The organism is Ochrobactrum sp. CGA5 (genome assembly GCF_006345815.1).
In the GTDB taxonomy this organism is placed as follows: domain Bacteria; phylum Pseudomonadota; class Alphaproteobacteria; order Rhizobiales; family Rhizobiaceae; genus Brucella.
Genome location: NZ_VCIG01000001.1, coordinates 210,062 through 228,718, shown reverse-complemented (window position 1 = coordinate 228,718; position 18,657 = coordinate 210,062). Strand labels below are relative to the sequence as shown.

Below are 18,657 nucleotides of genomic sequence, written 5' to 3'. Positions count from 1 at the left end.
ATTAAAGCTACATTTCGTGCGGCGGACCTAGTCACCCGGATAGATATGGTGTTTGCGCTTGGAGCAATCCGAGAACACTGGTGGATTCCGGATAACGAAAATGATTGGAGCCCAGGGCGATGAACTGGACAGACGAACGCGTCGAACTACTGAAGAAACTGTGGAGCGAAGGTTTGAGTGCAAGCCAAATCGCAGCGCAGCTAGGCGGCGTGAGCCGCAATGCAGTGATCGGAAAAGTGCACCGTTTGAAGCTTTCGGGCCGTGGCAAAACCACGACCGCTGCTCCGCGCAGCAAGAAGGTCAATACGGTTGCCGCAGCGCCACGTCCTGCAGCACAACATTCAACCGGCGTACATACGACGACGATGCGCACAGCTACGGTCACCAAGACGGTTGGTGCAACGGCCCTTCAGATGGATTACGCTGTAGATGTCGTTGCAGAAACCGTAGTGAAGCCCGCTTCCGATGTCGTAGTGCCGATTTCGCGCCGTCTCTCGCTGCTGCAACTGAGTGAGCGCACCTGCAAGTGGCCGATCGGCGATCCGCTGAACGAAGATTTCCATTTCTGCGGGCATGAATCCGGTGAATCGAGCCCTTATTGCAGCTATCATTCGCGCATGGCTTTTCAGCCCACGGCGGAGCGCCGCCGCGCTCGTTAATATCTGCATGAGATTTACTATAAATGGCCCCGGAGCTCAAAACTCTGGGGCCATTGTTTTAACGGACAACATTCATTTCAAAATGGATGTATAGACTTCCAACGTACGGTCGGCGATCCCGCTCCAGCTATAGTCTCGCGCAATCCAGTTGATCATTTCCTGCGACTGCTCGCTGCTCAGCGGCCCATCTAGCTTTTTCCGCAGCGCATCCTTCAATGCATCGACATCACCAAGCGGAAAATAGCTATCCTTCGCAAGCCCCACTTCGACATTGGCGGTAATATCGCTTGCGAGCACATTCAAGCCATACCCCATCGCTTCCAGAAGCGCGATCGGCATGCCTTCATGGCTGGATGGTAGAACGAAGAGTGACGCCTGACTGAACAAGGCCGACAACTCATCCCCCTGAAGGGCCCCTGTCAGAACGACACCCGGCACGGCATCAGCTCTGGCGCGAACAGCCATGGCATATTCAGCGGTGTACTCAGCCGAACCGATCAGAGCTAGCTTCACAGAAGGATCGGACAGCTTTGCGAAGGCTTCAATGAGATCAAGCTGGCGTTTTTCTGGGACAATCCGCGCTACCAAAGCAATATACCGCTCCGGTGACAAGCCGTACTTCTCCAGCCGAGCTTTATCTCGACAGACAGGACGGAGCGTAACGCCATTCGGTATGAAAGTGATCGGCACATGGTAATGCTGCTGAATGGTTTGTGCTATGTCGTTGGACACTGCGATACGCGCATTTGCAAAACGCATTCCACACCATTCACCAAGCTTCAGCATCGCGCGCGCAAGACGCCCCCACTTCTGGCGATTATAGTCAAAACCGTGATGCGTCACCACCGTGCGCAACCCCAACAGGCGCGCCAGCGGAACGGCAAGAGCCGGGCCAATTGCATGAATATGCAGGACGTCGGGACGTTTGAAACCTGCCTGCAAAACGCCCAATATCGTATGGACAATCGCCTCGAACTTCATGGAGGTGGGCGCCCATATCGGCGTCACCCTCACACCCTCCCAGACATAAGGCTGCTTCTTTTCCAGATAAGGACTGCGCCCGATGACCTCGACGTCCCATCCTTTCGTCACGTAAAGCCGAGCCAGCTCTTCGACATGCTTTTCCACCCCACCCTGCACGTTTGGAACACCGCGCAGGCCGAGCATCATGACGCGAGGCCGTTTACCGTTTCGGACCATCAAAGTGCACCCAACTCGGCATAAAGTTCCAATGTCCGGGTTCTGTATGCCTGTGGCGAGAATTCGCTACCGGCCCAGACCCGCCCCACATTTCCCATCTTGCGCCGTGCCTGCGGAGATAACCTTGCAACATCGCCAAGGACGCGGGCCAGATCATCGACGTCGCCCGCACGGGAAATCATTCCGGTCTCGCCTCCGATGATCATTTCGGGAATTCCACCAATGTCGGTGCCAATTACCGGCACTCCAAGAGCATAGGCTTCCAGAATGCTGATCGGGGCATTTTCATACCATTCAGACGGCAGAACGAGCGCCTTCGCCTCACCGATAAGTCGATGCAACCGCTCGCCCGAAACATAGCCTGTAAATATGACATCGCCTCCCGCCTCATTCGCGAGCGCCTTCAACGATTGCTCTTCGGGTCCAGTACCCGCAATGACGAGTTTCTGGCCCGCAATGGCAGCTGAGCGAATGAGGGTACTGATCCCCTTTTCGGGTGCCAGTCTTCCGACATAGGCGAAGTATTGGCCTTCGTCCGAAAAGGGTTTCAGATCATCAGTATGAGCAAAATTTGGAATATAGACCAGCTGCTCCTCCGGCCACCCCCACTCGGCCAGCTTGGCAATATAGAAGCGGCTCGGTACGACGATACGGTCAAGTGTATTGCGGTAGAGGCCAAGCATCCGATGGATTGCCGTTTCGACGAGAACCAGCCCGCTGAGCGCAGTGGAATCCTTTATGCATTTATGAAGCGCCACATTGTAGATGCGTCCGCCCTTGCAGCGTTCGCATATGTGGTTATGTGACAGCATCTTATAAGCCGGACAGGCCAGTTTCAGGTCATGTGCCGTCATAACTGTTGGCACACCGGCTTGCTTCAGCACCGGAAAAATCGACGGCGACAAATGATGATAGATATTGTGTGCATGCGCCACATTCGGGCGAAAGCGCTCGATCAGCGCCTTAATCCGGTCACGCGCCTCCCACGAGTAGATGATTTTGCCCGCCTGTACGACTTTGGTGAACGGGCTGCTTTTCCGGCCGTATTCAATTTCCGAAACGAAATAGGAAGACCAATCGGTTGCAAAATTATCAGGGTGCTGCATAGCGAAAGGAGCAGTTTGCCAGCCAATATCAGAAAACAGTTTGATGTGGTCGAGAAAAACAGTTTCGGCGCCACCGCGTCGATAAAAATAGTTATTGATCGCCAGCAGGCGATGTTCCTTATCATTTACATGCGTCAAGCGGCACCTCGTTGTACGCCAAGGCGCGCCAAGGCCTCGCGAACGGAAAGAACAGTCGCTCCGCTTCTCACCGCGTGAGATACGAGGCGCTCAAAGGTTTCAGGCTTGCACCCGAATTCTGTCGGTCTGTCGCTGACATCGTGAGTGTAGAAAATAAGCCAGCCGGGATTGGCGCTTAAATCATCGATCCAGCGGATCTGGCGTGCAGCGTCTTCATCAGGTTGCCTGATTTCCACGGCTTGCAAAAAGGCGAGATCGATCATGCCACGATTGATACGGTTGCCGCCACCGCGACATGTCGCATAACGATCGGCAAAAAGCCGACGCGACATCATGGAAGATGCGCAATAAGGATAAGCGAAATTCCGAGGCTCGGCACGGTCTGGCTCGAATGCATCGAGGTAGGCAGTGTTGCGAGCAAGGTCGGACACTATCGTCCGAGCCCCGAAGTAAGGAACCTTGAGATGGTTATAGGTATGGCAGCCCAACTCGTGCCCATGCTCGACCAGCTTCCGGCACCCTTCCTGCGTGATCAGGTTCCTTTTGGCTTCTTTCGTGCCCACCAGATTACCGGCAATATAAAACGTGCCATGGACCCCGTACTTGTCCAGAATAGCGCCCCCGGCACTTTCCGCCGTGTCAGGCACATCATCGAATGTGAACGTGATGATCCGCTCGTTTTTGGGCAAGCAGAATGGGCGCAATGGGAACCGACGACTGACACTATCGTTCAGCCGAATAGCATACCATTCCAGGCGACTGCGCACCTTGTCGAGACTATCCATTTCCACCTGTGCCCCCAGCTCCCCCAAAAGCCGTTTCAGACAAGTCTTGCCTTTGCCTGTAAGCGCAATTCGAAGACAGCAACCATCATGCAGAACCACAATGACCCGCCGTTCTGAAAAACGTACTTTCCATACAAGACATGTATAATCCGTAAAGCCAAAGGCAAATATAAAGGAGCGCTAATACAAGGTCGTTATCTGTATTTTCCGCTTCCTTAATATCACGAAGTGGCAGGATCATTCTCTAGATAAGCGTTAGAACTAAACCAGTAACACCAGCAATCTACGTACAAGAAGGTCACCGCCTACGCCGATGAACCGTGCCCTTAACGGCGCTGATGTCTGGATGGGAAACCGCACCTCTCCAGATGCTGAGGACATATAGGAGAAAAGAGCGACCCGATGGCTGGCGGCAGCTTCTCCTTGTGGCGATGAACCGACAGTTCACCCAAGTCAGGCCAGCCCCTCACGGTTTCGACGCCACGCACCAAGATAGCCCAAACTAAGCGCAAGAACTACACCGAGCCCCATTCCGGCGATGCCGCCCGCGGCCCCCAGCACAACGGTCTTGGGTGGCCAACTGCGACCGATCGGAGGAATGGCAGTCGAGATGATCCGAATGTTGGTAGCATCAAGCTGCTGGCGCTGGCTCGTCTCAGAGGAGCGGGTCAGGAACGTGTTATAAATCGACACCTTCGCCGCCATGTCACGTTCGAGGTCGGAAAGCTGAACTTGCGCATCATTATCGAGCGCAACGGCGGAACGTGCGGAGGCCGCCTGCGCATTGAGAGCAGCTACGACGGCGTTTGCCTGATCAAGATCGACCTTGGCCGCTTGCAGGATACGTGCTCGTTCCTGCTTCATCTGCTGCTCCAGACCAGCAAGCTGGCGCTCTGCATTTATCAATTCTGGATAGCGTGGCCCGTAGGTCATAGCCAAAGCATCGTATCGTTGCTTAAGCGAAGCATATTGTCCACGCAGGTTTGTCATTGTGGGCGACTGCAAGGTGCTCGCCGGGCTGACAGCACTCCCGGTGTCCTTAGTCAATTCTTCGTAACGCGTACTTGCTTCGGCAAGTCGCGCCTTGGCATCGACCAGCTTGGAGTTGATTTGGGTCATCGACTGGGTACTGACAAGCTCCCCGCCTGCGGTCTGCAGACCATGTGCCCGGCGGAACGCTGCGACTTTTCCCTCCGCTTCGGTTGCTGCCTTCTGCAGGGAGGCCAATCGTTCAGAGAGGGCCGAAGCAGCGCGCCCTGCACCGTCGGCATCTGCTTGTGCAACTTCTTCCTGGAAAGCATTGGCCAGAGAATCTGCAACTTCCACCGATTTCTCGGGGTTATCGGTCCATACCGCAATCGTGACCAGATAAGAGCGTTCAGGACGCGTAACTCGGATCCGCTCCGACAATGCGCGAACCGCAGTCAGCATGTCGTCTTTCGGTCCTGCCGATTTGCTGAGGCCCAACAGGGCCCGGAGATCAAAAGCGGGCGGCGGTGGGACAAACTCCTTATCCTCATTCAGTTGCAAATCCGTCACAACCCTCCGCAAGACATTGCCGGAGGTTAAGATGCGCATCTTGCTTTCAATGTCGAGAATCTGACTGTCTGCCTGCAGGCTTTGGGCATAGACATCGTTGGGTAGCAACTGAAGCCCGGACGGCGGGACCAGCAAATCGGTATAGGCTGTGTAGCGAGGTTTTGCCGTTATGCCATAAGAAAGGCCTACCAAGCTGCCGATTATTGCGAGCGCCGCGATCAAAATCCAGCGTGCGCGCATCCAGGCAAGTGCCTCGAAAAGATCAAGCTCAGGCAGCATCAGCCCTTTGTTTACGGGAGCGCCTGTTTCAGTAATCCTTTCTTCTCCGCGGACGATATGCTTTTCGCGCCGGACAGCACGCAGCTGGTCATCGGTGGGAGCCAGATTTTCACTGGCAGTCTCCGTTACCTGTGCTTTCGAAGCGAGGTCGCGCAAGGTGTACATTAGTTGTCCCTAAATCTCACTTGATAGCGCAAACATGGCGCTAGTGTTCTCATTAGACTTAAAGATTAAAAAATTCGGTTAATGAAAAGGCAATCACCCGCAATGAGTGTCACCAAAATGCAAATGACGGTCATTTACTCCTGCGGTTTTCAATAATTTTCGCTCGCTATGCTTTGCACCGCAGGTTTTTCAGGATTAAGAGAAAATGGAACATCTGTCCCACAACGAAAAACTTTACGGAAAATCATCCGGTTCTCTGCCATAACCTTCTCTTGAAATTCCATGCGTCTTTCATCCTCCCAGAGACACGCTGGACCAGAGCAGCCTCCGGAAATTCGGTATGGAAACTTGAAACGCCATTGGTCGACATTACTGTCCTATGCAGCTTCTAGCGGCAGCCTCTTTGCGGCAAACATCGCGCAGCTTTTTACATTTGCTATTCTCGCGCGTTATCTTGGCTCTCACGAGTTTGGTCTGTTCGTGACGGTTATGGCGGTAACCAGCATCGCCACCTTCATCTGCGGCCTTGGCGGAGCGGAATGTCTCGTCCGTCGTGTGGCGCAAGATCGGGCGATCTATGCGGCAATGCTCGGCCACAATCTCATTCTCATCGCAATAACCGGAGTCATCCTCGTCGCGGCCGGAATGCTGATTTTGCCATTCTGGCTGAACAGCACTCCTGAATTTGCTGGAAATCTGTTTGGGCTATTCCTGCTGCTTGTGACAAATATTGTACTGGTGCGTCTCATCCTGCTGGTCGAGCAGATTTACATCGCACATACTGACTTCGTCTCCGCCAATCTTTCCGTTGTCGGGTTTGCTATTGCGCGCACTATTGCCGCTGCAATCGCGTGCCTTGTATTCGGCGTCTCTACTGTCGTCGGATGGGCCTATTGGCAGTTTGGCGTCCATGTACTGGTTGCAGTGGTTTATACCTTGTTTCTGCGCAGGCTCGGCCGGCCACAATATACAATCGTGCGCGACGAACTGCGGCTTGGCGTGATGTTCGCATCGCAATTCATCTTCAAGGCAGTACGGCAGAACGCCGACCTTCTGCTACTCGGAACCTTGATGCCGCCAAGCGTCGTCGGCAGTTATGGCGTTACGCGCCGCATCATAGACAGCAGCACATTGACCGTCGAGGCTATGAACCGTCTCGTCTACCCGCATCTGGCTCGTGCCAGCGCAAACGGCATCCATCATGCGCTACCGATCACGATGCGTCTGCTTGGCGCTGCATTCGCCATAGGCATATTCACCTCGCTCGCCGTCTTTATCATTGCGCCATATCTGCCCTATCTGTTCGGCAGTGAATATGACACGCTGGTTTCCTTCTGCCGAACGCTTTGCTGGATTACCGTGTTTGTTGCCCTGTGGTCGATAGCTGTCGATCTTCTGGGCGCTGCGAGCCAGCACAGCTATCGAACGGCAGTCCTGAATGCAGGCAATATTCTCGGCGCGCCGCTTCTGGCACTAGCTACCTGGTACGCACCTATTACAGGAACGTTCGCAGCCATTTACGTAATTGAAATCAGTATAGTGTTGGCATCATGGGGATGCGTTATCTATCTCGTTCGCCGGAGTCGTGACGCAGAAGAGAAAAAAGCGGTTTCAAGCAAGCGGGGGCTTAGATGACGCATATCTCTACACCAGCACGTGAGATCAAGTCGCGACGTGTTCGCGCGATGCATATTGACGATATTCCTGCGGTCCGCACGCTGTTCCAGCGAGTTTTTCGTCCCCATTCAAAGTCATGCGACAAGACTTTCGATCAGTATTTTCAGAAGTTCTTTTTTGAAAACCCCCATTACGACCCTGCGATTGGCAGCGTGGTCCATGAAGACGAGCACGGTGAGATCGATAGTGCGATCTCGGTCCTTCCTATTCCGTATAGGGTCAACGGCCAATCGATCATGGGACGATTGCTTTGCGCTTTCATGATGAAGCCGGAAATGTCACCGCGCGGCGCTGCCGAACTGACACTCACTTTGCGTCCAAGTGAAAAGATACTCAATTTCACCGACAGCGCTGCGCCGGTGAGCCTCAAACATTCCGAAGCGATAGGAGGGATCACACTCAGCACACACGGGCTCGGATGGACCCGCGTATTCCAGGCTGCCAGCTACGTAGCTAGTTACGTCGCCGAACGGCGTCCGATCCTTGGCGGATGGGCTACTAGTTCAATGGGCAGAATGCTCAACCCGCTTTTTCCTGTTCCTATGATCAAAAGAGCCGCCAAACCCCGAGTGAATGTGAAGGAAATCGCGCAGGACGAAGCCATATCTCTCGTTCCCGGTTACCTTCAAAGCTATTCGGCACATCCAGCCTGGACAGAAAGCGACATAAACTGGCTATTCCTGATGGCATCCGACAATCAGGCTGCTGGTACCTTGCGTTTTTGTGTAGTCAATGACCACACCGGCAATCCAAGTGGCTTTTTCTGCTACTACGTTCGTGCCAACGGCATCGCAGAAGTTCTGAACATCCTCGTAAAAGCCGGAATGGAAAAACATGCCGTCGATGCGATGCTGCTCCATCTACAGGACGAAGGACATATTGCAGCACAAGGCAGGGTTGATCCACGTTATCTCAATGCGCTTTCGCAGCAATCGATCATGTTCTTTCGCCTGAAAGCCAATGTCTGCGTAGCCACAGCAAACACCGAGATGCTGAACGCGGTTCAGCGTAACGATATTTTTATTGGCGGGCTCGCTGGCGAAAGCTGGAGCAGGCTATCGACAGATTTCTATTGATCTGCAAGTTTGCGTTCAAGAAGGAAGAACGTCGTCGGTCCCGCTTTGCCAGCGCCATTATCCAGTCGAAAAGCAATGGGGCCAGAACCGGCAGCTATCTTTTCATGAATCGTTCCATCAAGCCCGACAGGCGATAGTGTCCATGAAATCGTGTTCCGTGAAAGTTTCACATCTACTCGGTTACGTAGCAAAGTGACGGGCAGGTGCCCCCAATCCTCAATGATTTTCTCGGCTTTGTCGCGGAAACGCATATCGCTATTGCGAGCGTCGCTCACGAAAATTATCAGCATCTTTTCGCTATTCTTCAGCGGCTTCTCGTCCAGTGCTGAAACAGCGAACAATCCCCGCTCTTCGGCGCGGCCGAGGGACAGCTCATTCAAAGTCAAGCGATCTTTGAGTTCGGCAAAAGCAACCGCCTCTGTCTTCGGCGTAACGATCTGCATCCGCAGCTTGTTGCGATCGAGCCGGATTTGCCCTGTCACACTTTCAAACAAGCCCTGCGAAGGATTGGTTACGTTGTCATCCGGAAGCAGTCCTGCTGCCTTCAGACGTTCCAGCACGTTATCGAGTGATACATTTCGATAATCGATCACGACTTTTCTTTGCAAGCCTCTCGGCCAAGCCAGTTCTTCCGCGGCGAGACCGGTCCCACTGACAAGCGCCAGTGGCTTGAGCCGAACCGGTTCTCGAAACTCAAGCGATTCACCAAGGCTCGCCTCACCTTGCATCATGAACGGCAAATTGACATCCGCGGTTTGGACGTCGCCCCGACGAAACAGAAGCGACGCCAGCGTTTCGCCCGCCCGCGCAACAGGGTCTACGGCAAAAGTGTAAGGCACGATCCGCTGACGGAATGGTGCTGCCTCATCAAATGCAAGGGTTATCGGTCCCTGTCCGTGGCGGCAGATGCCGTCCCAGCCTTGCAATGCGGCGTAGGCCGGAAACACGAGACCCGCCTCATATCGATAACGGTTCCAGAACAGATGCTCGTATTCGGTTACAAGAAAAGGCCGCCCAAGCCAGCGCCCGGCAGCGATTTCACTGACATAGGAAGCCGCGTCGCCGATCGAACTCGTATGTTTGATTTCCGTTCCCGGGGTAAGGGTTCCGATCCAATCCTGATAGGTGTTGGCAACCAAAGCGCTCTGATTCTGCCTTGAAAGAGCGGTTTGGACGGTGAACCAGTTGTTATAGGGCGCGACAAGACCGCGATAACCAAGGTCGCGTAACGCCCGTTCCATCCTTCGAGCCAGCGAACGTTCACTCTCAACGAGGAATGCCTGAAAATCCCGCAGGCGTCTCCCACCGCCGCTACGGCTTGCTGGCAATTGGACAGTCTGTCGTTCCAGATTTTCATCGTGAGCCAACTCACCCCAGGCTCGCGACAAGGCAGCACTGTCTGCATAGCGCTTTTTCAGAAATGCATTGAACGCCGGACGATAGCCCGGCCAGAACGTGGTCCCGTCACCGTTCTCATGCACAAAACTCGTAAATTCGATGCCATTTTCGTTGAACGGAATAACCAGCGCAAGCGCAGGGTCCTGCAAGGGCGCGAGGCCTGTATACGGGTTGACTGTGGCGTAGACCTCTTTCTGGAAGCGAAGCCAGTGATCGAACGCAGTATCGTCCACATAGGTCCGGCGCTTCAGATTGCCTTCCGGGCCCCAGCGGTCAATGTCTTTTCCTCCGAAAGCACCGCTTTCGGAGGTAAGTCCGTCAATGATCCAGTAAATCCCTTCTCGTTTGAGAGCCGCCATCAGGTAGCGCATCCGGTCGAGAGCTTGGGGGCGGAAATCGAAATCGCCTGCCTGTCCCAACATCAGATCAGCATCCACAAAGTGAAACCGGGCTATATTGTAGCCGTGCAGACGAAGCTGTCGCACATATCGATCAATGAAGGCATGATCTACCACGCCGGAGGATGGAGGCCCCCAGGCAATCGCCGCACATTGTAACCGCATGACTTGGCCCGGCTTGTCGGCCTGTGCGAGACGCCCATCGGCATTTGCGATCAAACGATTGTTTTCTTCAATCGAGGTATTGGGCAGAAATCCTGAAAAATCGAGTGGGCTTCCTGCGGAAATTTCGAGATTAGTTTCTTTGACCGGCAGCCATTCCTCAGCAACAGCCCTGGGCATTGCAAGGCCCAGAAGTGATGCGGATATGGCCAGTCGCAGAATTTTCATCAAGGCTCTCTTATAACCTTGCTTTCGATCCAGTCGGTCGGTTTGCGACGCGACTGAAAAAAGCCAAGCGGTAGTGCTGCTGCGTGGAAAATCCATGCAACCACCGCGTAGACGCCGAGCTCGATACTACGTGACCGGATAGACATGGCCACAAATGGAGCCACGGCAATTATCACCGCTGTCAGGATTGCCAGCGGCCATCCCGGCAGGAAAAAAAACGCCGCTATGATTGCCAGCCACCAAAGATAGACTGCGCCCCAAAGCCGTAGTTCCGGCAGTTCACGGAACAAGTTTTTCTGATGCGGTTGCCCCATTGCAGCACGCAACACTTCGCCAGTTCCACGCAGATACTTGCTTTTCCAGCGGCGGACCAAAAGCTTATAGGCGTTCATTGTATAGCCAAAATGCTGTACGAAAGGCCGATCCAAGCGATAGAGCTTCCAGCCATTACTACGCAGACGAACGCCTGCATCAAACTCTTCATGGCCATGAAGATTGCGGTCCGAAAAATATCCCGACTGCTCAATCGCGCTGCGCCTGTAAAGCCCGCCCCCGTTCATGCGGTCAATGTCACCAGTTCGCGCTTCAGGTGAATGCCGCTTCGCACGACGCTGGAACTCCAAACTTTCTAAAATCTGGTCCACAACATGCCCCGTCACACCACCGACATCCGGGTGTTTCTCAAGATAACCGAGCGCTGCTGACAAAAAATCCGGCTCGAGTATCATATCGCCGTCGATCAGGCAGATATAAGGCTGTGTCGAATACTGAAAGCCCAGTTGCGGGCCAAGACCACAACTCGCCTGCGCGGGTGGCTCGATCTGTACGACCCTGATCGGATAGGATCGCGCGATTTCTATGGTACGGTCCGTGGACCCGCTATCCGCCACGATTACTTCGACCTTTCCGCCGGGGAAAGCCTTCAAGGCACTCTCCACAGCCGCAGCGATACGCTTTTCCTCGTTCAGAGTTTTGATGATAATCGAAACAGACATCGTTGCCCTATTTGCAAGAAAGCACGTGCGAAGCGATCAACTGGCAGGAGCCGATCAGGCCGGTCCTTCATAGTTTTCTTAGGTTTCAAATCTACTAAGCATTTCAACTATAAAATGAGATTCGATGCACTTACATAATTGAATTTTCCTGAACCGAGGGATTCTGGAAGACTTTCATGCTGACCAATGATTTTGATATTCGAGTTTTTAGCAGTACGGAACAGCTATCTGCAGACTGGCCGGATGCCGATGACAAGACCGGTGCCGCATTTTTTGCTTTTCAAGCTAAATCCTTCCTGCGAGCCTGGGAGGCAACCTATGGGCGGAGGCCCGGTGTAGAGTTATGCCTGATCAAAGTCCGCCAATCTGACGGCCAGCCGCTTCTGTTTCTACCGCTCTCTATTACACATAAATACGGTTCGCGGACGCTTTCATTCATCGATGGCGGCGTGAGTGATTATAACGCGCCCATCGTATTTCCAGCAGCAGCGAAGGTTTCACACGAAACTGCGCTGCGTCTCCTCGAGGCTGTTGTCGCAGCAGTCCCTCCGCATGACGTCATTGCCCTCTGCAAAATGCCAGAGCGCATTGAAAGCTTTGCAAATCCTCTGTGGCTGGTGACAAACCAGCCTTCGGACGCATCTGCACATGCCATCTCCCTCACCCGCCCCATAGACGAGATAGAACGCTCCATACGAAGTATCGGCAATTTGAGGAAACGGGATCGGGCACTTCGACAGATGAAGGGATGCCAGTTCTTGATCGCGCAAACCGCAGATGAAAGGCGACTGATTCTGGACGTCATGTTGCGTCAGAAACAACGGCGTTTTGAAGAAACCAGAGTGCCAGGTTTCGATGCCCATCCCGAAAAGCAGCGTTTTTTCGAGGCGGCGACGGAAGAGCTTGCGCGGCGTGGTGCCTTGCATCTTTCAGCGCTGAAAGTTGGCGAAACGATAGTGGCCACGATGTGGAGTATCGTCCGTAATGGCCACTATTGTGCGATGATGACAACTTTCGAGGGTGGTGACTGGAAGAGGTTTTCACCTGGAAAGGTACTGATGTTGCGCCTGCTATCCGGCCTGAAAGCGGAAGGGTACACCTCTTTAGATTTGGGTTACGGCGACGAACCCTGGAAAAAGGGACTTTGCGACCAGACAACGCTCCTGCGCGATTATATTCGCCCACGGACAGTCCGAGGACGAATATCCCTGATCCTTGCCCATGTACTGGAAAGAATTCGTGCAACCCCGCTCTATAAAAAGCTCCGCCCGTTGAAATGGCGATTGTTGCGCAAATTTCGATAGCGCTTACGCTACTCGCTTTGGCAACCGCACGGTGAAGGTCGATCCTTCGCCCAATTGTGAGCGGACAACCAGACGACCGCGATGACGAGCCAGAATATGCTTGACGATGGCAAGCCCAAGGCCCGTGCCCTTTTGAGCCCGGCTCGTTTCGACGTCAATACGATAGAAACGTTCGGTAAGGCGCGGCAAGTGCTCAGATGCGATGCCCGGACCAAAATCCTGAACTGACGCTACCACTTCACCAGAAGTGCCGCTCTTGTCTTCGTCCAGTTTTACAATGACGCGCTTGCCTGCCTGCCCGTATTTGCAGGCGTTTTCGACGAGGTTCTGAAACACTTGGATAAGCTCGTCACGCGCGCCCGTGACTGTAACGGGATGATCCGGCAGTTGGCGCTCGATACTGATATCGAGACCGGCAGCCAATGGTGTCAGCGTGTCGGCAACATGATTGAGGATGGACGTCATATCCACGCATTCATTGACCGCCAAATGTGCCCGCATTTCAAGGCGTGACAGTGACAAAAGATCATCGATCAGTCGCGACATACGTTCGGCCTGTTTTTGCATGATATCCAGAAAGCGGTCGCGCGCGGCCGCGTCGTTTCGAGCGGGCCCCTGCAGCGTCTCGATAAACCCCCGAAGGGAGGCGAGCGGCGTACGCAACTCGTGGCTTGCATTCGCAATAAAATCCGAACGCATACGATCAATGCGGCGCGTCTCGCTTTGATCGCGGAACAAAAGGACGAACAGTTCAGGCCTACCATCTCTATCTGGCAAAGCCTTGACCATAGCCTTGAACCAGCGATCGATCGGGACACGTTCAAAATAGTCAATACTTCGCGCTTCGCCGTCCGCGATGACCCCTTGGATCAGCGCGTGCATTTCCGGCGCACGGAACCGCAGATACAGCGCTGTGCCGGTTTCAAGCGACTGGAACGCCTCGACGGCCGCAGAGTTGGTGAACAACACAGTGCCACTGTGATCGAAGACGACCATCGGATCGCTCAGGAGATCGGCCAGACGCTCGCCGGACACGCCCGCCATTTCGTTTGGCGCTAAATTCTTTACCGGCACATCCTCTGGTTCGGTATTCGCAACTTCGCTTGCGAGCCACACAGCGCCAAGCACAACAACAGCCAACAGACCAGCACGAAACCAGAAGGGAAGATCAAGGGCCAGAACGCAGACCGCAAGAACCATACTGGCAATCAAAACGCCCTTGACCCGGAGCAGCGGCTCGAAAATCGACTTCTCCACTTGTGGTTCTGGATCGGTGCGGTTGCCTTCTTCGCTCATGCTGCTTCCTTCTGAAGTTGGGGCAATAGACTTTATCCGGAAATGTTTGAACGTCCTTTACGCGGCTTCCAAACAGCCCATATCATGCTTTGATATAAACGAAAGGGAATTGCCGTGGGTGACAGTTCAAAGACAGCTAACAAAAAGAAAGACAAAAATGACCAAGCGAAACCAGCCGAAAAGCCGATAAAGCTGAAAATTGGAGGTAAGACGAGGTCGTTTGACATACACGATCCGAAGCTGCCGAAATGGATTGACGACAATGCACTGCAATCGGGCGGATATCCTTACCCCTCCAAGATGAAGTCGGATGAGTATGAAGAAACGTTGGAACGGCTTCAGATCGAACTCGTCAAACTTCAATATTGGCTTCAAAATACAGGCGGGCGCGTCATCAGCGTTTTCGAAGGCCGCGATGCCGCTGGTAAAGGCGGAACCATCTTCACCATTCGTGAATTCATGAATCCCAGAACCGCGCGGAACGTTGCGTTGCCAAAGCCAACCGAAACCGAGCAGGGTCAATGGTATTTTCAGCGTTATGTCGCGCATTTTCCAACGGCCGGCGAGTTCGTGACATTTGACCGCTCATGGTACAACCGGGCTGGCGTCGAACGAGTGATGGGTTTCTGCACTCCGACGCAGCTTGAGATCTTCCTGACTGAAACGCCCGATTTCGAGCGCATGATCGTCACGGACAGTATTCACCTCTTCAAGTTCTGGCTGGATATAGGCCAGGAAATGCAGCTCAAGCGCTTTCATGAACGTCGCCATAGTTTGCTCAAAAACTGGAAGTTTTCACCGATGGATGTGGCGGGCATCTCACGCTGGGATGAGTATTCCCAGGCCCTGCACACAATGCTTGAAAGGACCGATACAGGTTACGCACCCTGGACGATCATTCGATCGAATGACAAGAGGCGCGCCAGACTGGCTGCAATCCGGCGCATCCTTTTGACTCTGCCTTACGAAGGAAGGGACCTTGAGGCGATTGGAGCCGAGGATCAATCGATCATCGGGCGCGGCTCTACATTTCTCACGTCGTCCCCCGCGGAGATGTAAAAAAGGCTTGGTTGGTGCGGTGTCTTTTCCCATAGATGAGGCACACGCACCAACTGCCACAGTGCACGCCAGGCCGAGATCGATATCAACACCCAGTATATCGGGATCGAGAACAGGTATGCATAACCTCCCAACTCCGTCGGTTCCATGGTTCTTGCACCCAGAAGATAAAAGCTCAGATAAGCCAGCAGTATGTTCGTCACATCGATCCCCAATAACCATATACCGTGCGTCGTGAGGGGGCCGAATAACATGCTGATCAACAAGATCGCGAACATGGCCAACATGAATGGATGCAGAAGCGCCGAACTGATTATGCCTAATGTGTAGATCTGATTGATAGCAAATCTGAACCAGCCAAGCTCGCGCCATGTATTATGTGGTTGGCGTCCGTGTACGAGCCATGTCTGCATCCAGCCTTTGAGCCAGCGTGTTCGCTGCTTGCGCCAGACATCATAGTTTACCGGTGCATCCTCAATAGTTCCACGCGTGATAACGCCAATGCGGTAGCCAAAACGAGCGAGCCGCACACCGAGATCAGCATCTTCCGTGACATTATAGGCATCCCAGCCGCCAACCTGTTCCAGACAGGATCGGCGGAAATGATTAGAAGTACCCCCGAGCGGAATGACAAGTCCACGAGACGCGAGCCAAGGCAGGAGCCCGCGGAATAGTGCGGCATATTCAAAGGCGAACATTCGTGTCAGCAAGTTGTGGCGGAAATTCCCGATAATCAGCGGTGCCTGTACACAGGCCAGCTTGTGACCTTCTGCCTGGAAGGTTTGCCACGCTTCCAGAAGTTGGTCTGGATGTGGACGGTCTTCCGCATCGAAGACCGCAACAATTTCGCCTCGCGCAAATTGCAATGCATAGTTCAGCGCCTTCGGCTTCGTCTTGGGGCCGCCCGAGGGCACGAGAACCAATTCGAAGTTCAACGGCAGCCGCTGACGACGTATTGCTGCTATTGTATCAAAATCATCCTTCTCACAAACAAGCTTGATATCGAGTTTGCTGGCGGGCCAGTTTAACCGCTTCAAACTAGTGACGAGCTGACCGATCACTTCCTGCTCCCGATATAACGGGACCAGGACTGAATAGTTCGGTAAGTCACGCGGATTGCATTTCCTGATTTCAAGAAACTTCAACCTGCGTCCAGAAGCAGCCGCAAACAGCCGGATCAGTACGCATCCAAAGAAGAAAACCGACAGCCCAACATGAAGCACCAGAAGTGTCATGGTCGGCCAGTTAAACATGCATGCAAAAAATGCATATATTGCCATAGCAATGATAAATGCCTGTGGCGTATCCAGAACGCGCGCCGCTGAAAGCGACTGCGGTGTCATTTCGTGGGCCCGCGCAATCAGATCTTTCTGATGTCGTTGCCGCATGATCTGTTTCAGAAGCGTCGGCGTGCAGATTCGTATTCGGCTCTTCAAGTGCGGTGCTGCAAGGATACGATCTCGAAGTTTTCGTATACGATTTTCAGACGGAGCAACGTAGAGATAACTACCTCCATCTGCGCCGAGTACCATAACCTGTCCAACATCAATGAAAGCGGACGGCTTTTCCTCGCCCGATACGAAAATGCGCGACGGCAAAGCCTCGTTTGTGAATTCCAACCCAAGAAGATTTGCGATAGCGGCATAGATGGTCGTTTCTGCCACATCTCCTCGCTGAATCAACTCCACACAAAAAGATGTTCCATGGTGAGTAGCCGTACTAAAGGCCGCTAACAACGCATCTCTAGACACGCCACATTGTTCCAATCTGGCTGATATGGCACTGCATATCTCCAGATCGAACACAATCGATCGATTACTCATAGCACCCCCGCACTACTGAATACTTACATTTTTTGTTTTATCATTACTTAGTAATTTACTTTTTTATAATTTTACCATCCTCTTTATTAGAGAGTTATTTCAGTAAAATTACAATCGGAAGGTAATTTACTCCAAAAGAATTGCAACCTTTATTTTCATCGAACCTTCGTTAAATAATGCGCATCGTTCTGTTGTTCAGTTAACGCGAAATTATGGGAAACCAAGGCACAATCGAGTCATGAAACCCTACCTTCCGAGACTGCTGATCGCGCTAGGATTTGCATGCGGCATTCATAACGCCAAGGCTTCAGAGACACAGCCGGAAGCTCCTTTCTTCATCAACCAGAAGGAGCGCTTACCATTGCCTTCCCTACAGGCACTCAACCGGCTGAGATTCATTACAACCGTCGACTTTCCCCCGTTCAACATGCTGAGCGATCAGGGACAGCTTTCTGGCTATAATATTGACCTTGCCAAAGCACTTTGCCGTCAATTGGGCGTCCAGGATATCTGTCAGATCGAAGCTGTTCCCTGGAGTGAACTCGAAGAGCGACTGCTAAGCGGGCAGGCAGAAGCCATCATAGCCGGATGGAAGCCAACCGAACTCAACCGGGAGCAATTCGCCTTTTCCCGATCCTATATGCGACTGCCTGCGCGATTTGCGACAACCAATTCAGATACTTTCAGCAAAGATCCAATTATAGCCACTAAGGGCAAAACCGTGGGTGTGGTTGCAGGTACGGCGCATCAGCAATTGTTAAAGGTCTATTTTCCACAAGCAGTCGCCAAGTCTTATGCAAATGATTCCCTGATGCTCGCCGACCTTAAGAGCGGCAAGATTAGCACTGTGTTCCACGATGGTATGTGGCTTTCCATGTGGTTGAACAGCGCGGAAGGCCACGCTTGCTGCTCCTTTGCTGGTGGCCCCTACCTCGCGCCGCAATATCTGGGTGCCGGTCTCAGCATTGCTGTCGCGCAAAAGAATGCCCCCTTCGTCAACGTTTTTAACAATGCTCTTCAGGTATTGGAGCAGAAAGGCACATTGACTGAACTCTATTTGCGCTATTTCCCCAACAGCTTCTACTAAGCTAGGAATCCGTCGAACTTGGGCGATATAATCGGATCGGTTGCGTGCCATTTTGACGCAGAGAAGAGTTACTACTAAACGAATTTTCAGATATTCTTGAAATTTCTGATTTGTCGATACTTACAGTAAAAAAGTAAAATTATTTTTTATCATATACATAAGAATAAATCGGCATAATAAAATCGCAAACATCCCCACCAGAAAGCATGAATTGCGCCGCTTCTAACATAAAACCCTCAACAAATACATCTATTTATTTTCACTTGAACAAATCACCCTCTCA

At 52.9% G+C, this 18,657-nt stretch carries 15 protein-coding genes; 6 read left to right on the top strand and 9 right to left on the bottom strand.

All coding sequences use genetic code 11. From position 1 onward, the window contains the following. Positions 1 to 119 precede the first annotated feature (119 nt). Entirely contained in the window at positions 120 to 659 is a 540-nt protein-coding gene (locus FJQ48_RS01035) for a GcrA family cell cycle regulator (protein WP_139973362.1), read from the top strand. A gap of 72 nt (positions 660 to 731) precedes the next feature. Here the strand turns inward: FJQ48_RS01035 and FJQ48_RS01030 are convergent, their stop codons facing one another. The 5 genes from FJQ48_RS01030 to FJQ48_RS22815 all read right to left on the bottom strand — a co-directional run bounded on the left by FJQ48_RS01030 (position 732) and on the right by FJQ48_RS22815 (position 6,155). Continuing rightward, complete coding sequence (locus FJQ48_RS01030) at positions 732 to 1,859, bottom strand: glycosyltransferase family 4 protein (protein WP_139973361.1); 1,128 nt, start codon at positions 1,857 to 1,859, stop codon at positions 732 to 734. Then, the gene (locus FJQ48_RS01025; protein WP_139973360.1) at positions 1,859 to 3,103 is read right to left on the bottom strand and encodes a glycosyltransferase family 4 protein; all 1,245 of its coding nucleotides are present in this window, start codon (positions 3,101 to 3,103) and stop codon (positions 1,859 to 1,861) included. Before FJQ48_RS01025 ends, FJQ48_RS01030 begins: the two co-directional genes overlap by 1 nt. Next, positions 3,100 to 3,888 carry a polysaccharide deacetylase family protein gene (locus FJQ48_RS01020; protein ID WP_247870277.1) on the bottom strand — a complete coding sequence of 263 codons (789 nt, stop codon included), beginning with the start codon at positions 3,886 to 3,888 and terminating at the stop codon, positions 3,100 to 3,102. Before FJQ48_RS01020 ends, FJQ48_RS01025 begins: the two co-directional genes overlap by 4 nt. Before the next feature lie 453 nt (positions 3,889 to 4,341). Beyond that, complete coding sequence (locus FJQ48_RS01010) at positions 4,342 to 5,871, bottom strand: GumC family protein (protein WP_139973358.1); 1,530 nt, start codon at positions 5,869 to 5,871, stop codon at positions 4,342 to 4,344. A 149-nt stretch (positions 5,872 to 6,020) separates the two neighbouring features. Further along, positions 6,021 to 6,155 carry a hypothetical protein gene (locus tag FJQ48_RS22815; RefSeq protein ID WP_273792113.1) on the bottom strand — a complete coding sequence of 45 codons (135 nt, stop codon included), beginning with the start codon at positions 6,153 to 6,155 and terminating at the stop codon, positions 6,021 to 6,023. 64 nt (positions 6,156 to 6,219) lie between these two features. Between FJQ48_RS22815 and FJQ48_RS01005 the strand changes: the two genes are divergently transcribed. Further along, the gene (locus tag FJQ48_RS01005; protein ID WP_139973357.1) at positions 6,220 to 7,506 is read left to right on the top strand and encodes a lipopolysaccharide biosynthesis protein; all 1,287 of its coding nucleotides are present in this window, start codon (positions 6,220 to 6,222) and stop codon (positions 7,504 to 7,506) included. Further along, entirely contained in the window at positions 7,503 to 8,624 is a 1,122-nt protein-coding gene (locus FJQ48_RS01000) for a hypothetical protein (RefSeq protein ID WP_139973356.1), read from the top strand. Before FJQ48_RS01005 ends, FJQ48_RS01000 begins: the two co-directional genes overlap by 4 nt. On the opposite strand, the gene FJQ48_RS00995 is transcribed toward FJQ48_RS01000, so the two are convergent. Beyond that, positions 8,618 to 10,810, bottom strand: coding sequence for a glycoside hydrolase (locus tag FJQ48_RS00995; RefSeq protein ID WP_139973355.1), 2,193 nt, complete (start codon positions 10,808 to 10,810; stop codon positions 8,618 to 8,620). The two genes, FJQ48_RS01000 and FJQ48_RS00995, sit on opposite strands and share 7 nt — an antisense overlap. Beyond that, entirely contained in the window at positions 10,810 to 11,805 is a 996-nt protein-coding gene (locus tag FJQ48_RS00990) for a glycosyltransferase family 2 protein (RefSeq protein WP_139973354.1), read from the bottom strand. Before FJQ48_RS00990 ends, FJQ48_RS00995 begins: the two co-directional genes overlap by 1 nt. A 176-nt stretch (positions 11,806 to 11,981) precedes the next feature. Here FJQ48_RS00990 and FJQ48_RS00985 point away from each other — a divergent pair, with 176 nt between their 5' ends. Beyond that, positions 11,982 to 13,109, top strand: coding sequence for a GNAT family N-acetyltransferase (locus FJQ48_RS00985; protein ID WP_139973353.1), 1,128 nt, complete (start codon positions 11,982 to 11,984; stop codon positions 13,107 to 13,109). A gap of 3 nt (positions 13,110 to 13,112) precedes the next feature. On the opposite strand, the gene FJQ48_RS00980 is transcribed toward FJQ48_RS00985, so the two are convergent. Continuing rightward, on the bottom strand, positions 13,113 to 14,405 hold the full coding sequence (locus FJQ48_RS00980) for an ATP-binding protein (RefSeq protein ID WP_139973352.1): 1,293 nt from the start codon (positions 14,403 to 14,405) through the stop codon (positions 13,113 to 13,115). 114 nt (positions 14,406 to 14,519) lie between these two features. Here FJQ48_RS00980 and ppk2 point away from each other — a divergent pair, with 114 nt between their 5' ends. Next, the gene (gene ppk2, locus FJQ48_RS00975) at positions 14,520 to 15,464 is read left to right on the top strand and encodes a polyphosphate kinase 2 (protein WP_139973351.1); all 945 of its coding nucleotides are present in this window, start codon (positions 14,520 to 14,522) and stop codon (positions 15,462 to 15,464) included. Here the strand turns inward: ppk2 and FJQ48_RS00970 are convergent. Next, positions 15,407 to 17,287: a glycosyltransferase gene (locus FJQ48_RS00970; protein WP_180350083.1), complete on the bottom strand. Its 1,881-nt coding sequence runs from the start codon at positions 17,285 to 17,287 to the stop codon at positions 15,407 to 15,409. The two genes, ppk2 and FJQ48_RS00970, sit on opposite strands and share 58 nt — an antisense overlap. A 238-nt stretch (positions 17,288 to 17,525) precedes the next feature. On the opposite strand from FJQ48_RS00970, the gene FJQ48_RS00965 reads away from it, so the two are divergent. Then, the gene (locus tag FJQ48_RS00965) at positions 17,526 to 18,374 is read left to right on the top strand and encodes a transporter substrate-binding domain-containing protein (protein ID WP_139973349.1); all 849 of its coding nucleotides are present in this window, start codon (positions 17,526 to 17,528) and stop codon (positions 18,372 to 18,374) included. Positions 18,375 to 18,657 lie beyond the last annotated feature (283 nt).